The organism is Streptomyces phaeochromogenes, from assembly GCF_001418655.1.
GTDB lineage: Bacteria > Actinomycetota > Actinomycetes > Streptomycetales > Streptomycetaceae > Streptomyces > Streptomyces phaeochromogenes.
This window is the reverse complement of record NZ_LIQZ01000448.1, coordinates 1-1,830: the sequence shown is the minus strand read 5'-3', so window position 1 is coordinate 1,830 and position 1,830 is coordinate 1. Positions and strand designations below refer to the sequence as shown.

Below are 1,830 nucleotides of genomic sequence, written 5' to 3'. Positions count from 1 at the left end.
CCGAGAACGCCGACGGCACCGCCTGGTCCGAAGGCGTCGGCATCCTCGTCCTGGAACGGCTCTCCGACGCCCGACGCAACAACCACCCCATCCTGGCCGTCATCCGGGGCTCGGCAGTCAACCAGGACGGCGCCTCCAACGGCCTCACCGCCCCCAACGGCCCCGCCCAACAACAAGTCATCCACCAAGCACTCACCAACGCAGGCCTCACCGCAACAGATGTGGACGCAGTCGAAGCACACGGCACCGGCACCACCCTCGGCGACCCGATCGAAGCCCAAGCGCTGCTGGCCACCTACGGACAAGACCGACCCGCAGAGCGGCCGTTGTGGCTGGGTTCATTGAAGTCGAACATCGGGCATGCCCAGGCGGCGGCCGGAGTGGCCGGCGTCATCAAGATGGTCATGGCCATGCACCACGACCTCCTGCCCCGAACCCTGCACGTCACCGAACCGTCCACACACGTCGACTGGTCGGCGGGGGCAGTGGAACTGCTCACCCAGGCCCAACCCTGGCAACGGAACGGCCACCCCCGCCGAGCCGGTATCTCCTCATTCGGCATCAGCGGCACCAACGCCCACTTGATCCTGGAAGAGGCCCCCCAAGCCGAACGTCCGGAGCAGAGTAAGCAGACCGCCCCGGTCCTGCCGGTGGTGCCGTGGCTGCTGTCGGCCCGTACCGCACCGGCACTGCGGGCACAGGCCGCACAACTGGCCGTCCACATCACCGAGCGGGACCCGAACCCGGTGGACGTCGGGTACTCGCTGGCCACCACCCGCGCCACACTGGAACACCGGGCAGTCGTAGTCGCTGCGAAGACCACCGAGCTGCTGGACGGGCTCGCCCAGATCGCCGAGGGCGAAGCGGGGGCGAACGCGGTCACCGGCATGGCCCGCCCGGACAAGCTGGCCTTCATCTGCTCCGGCCAAGGCAGCCAACGCCCCCGCATGGGCCGCCAGTTGTACGACACCTTCCCCCAATTCGCCCGCACCCTGGACGAGGTGGTCGAAGAACTGGGCCTGCCCCTGCGGGAGATCATGTGGCCCACGGAACAGGCCGAGACCGACGGCCGCCTGGACCGTACAGAGTTCGCGCAGCCTGCGCTGTTCGCACTGGAAGTCGCGCTGGGCCGACTGCTGCAGTCATGGGGTGTACGGCCCGACTACCTCGCCGGACACTCCATCGGCGAACTGGCCGCCGCACACCTGGCCGGGGTGTTCTCCCTGCCGGACGCCTGCACGCTCGTAGCAGCCCGGGCCCAGCTGATGGGTGCGCTGCCTCCCGGGGGCGCGATGGTCGCGGTGCGGGCCACCGAAGACGAGGTCACCACCGTCCTGGCGGGCCTGGAACAGGTGGCGATCGCAGCGGTCAACGGCCCCGACGCAATAGTCATCTCCGGCGAGGAGGCGGCGGTCGCACAGGCCACAGCCTGCTTCGAGCACACCCGGCGGTTGAGGGTTTCGCACGCCTTCCACTCCCCACTCATGGAGCCCATGCTGGCCGCCTTCCGCGAGGTCGCTGCGCAGGTCACCTTCCACCCGCCGGTGATCCCGCTGGTCTCCAACCTCACCGGCACCCTCGCGGACCCGAAGGAGCTGTGCACACCCGAGTACTGGGTACGCCATGTACGCGAAGCCGTCCGCTTCGGCGACGGCATGCAGGCGTTGCGCGCCGAAGGTGTGACCACGTTCCTGGAGATCGGCCCCGACGCCACCCTGACCACCCTGGCCGACCAGGACGGGGACACGGTTCCCACCCTGCGCCGGGACCGACCCGAGACGGCCCATCTCCTACACGCACTGGGCGACTTGCACACCCGAGGCATCCCCA

The 1,830-nt window shown here is 69.2% G+C and carries 1 protein-coding gene; it reads left to right on the top strand.

Translation table 11 applies throughout. The annotated features are described in order from the left end of the window. A partial coding sequence (locus AOK17_RS42410) for a type I polyketide synthase (RefSeq protein WP_157881514.1) occupies positions 1-1,830 on the top strand: 1,830 nt, incomplete at both ends.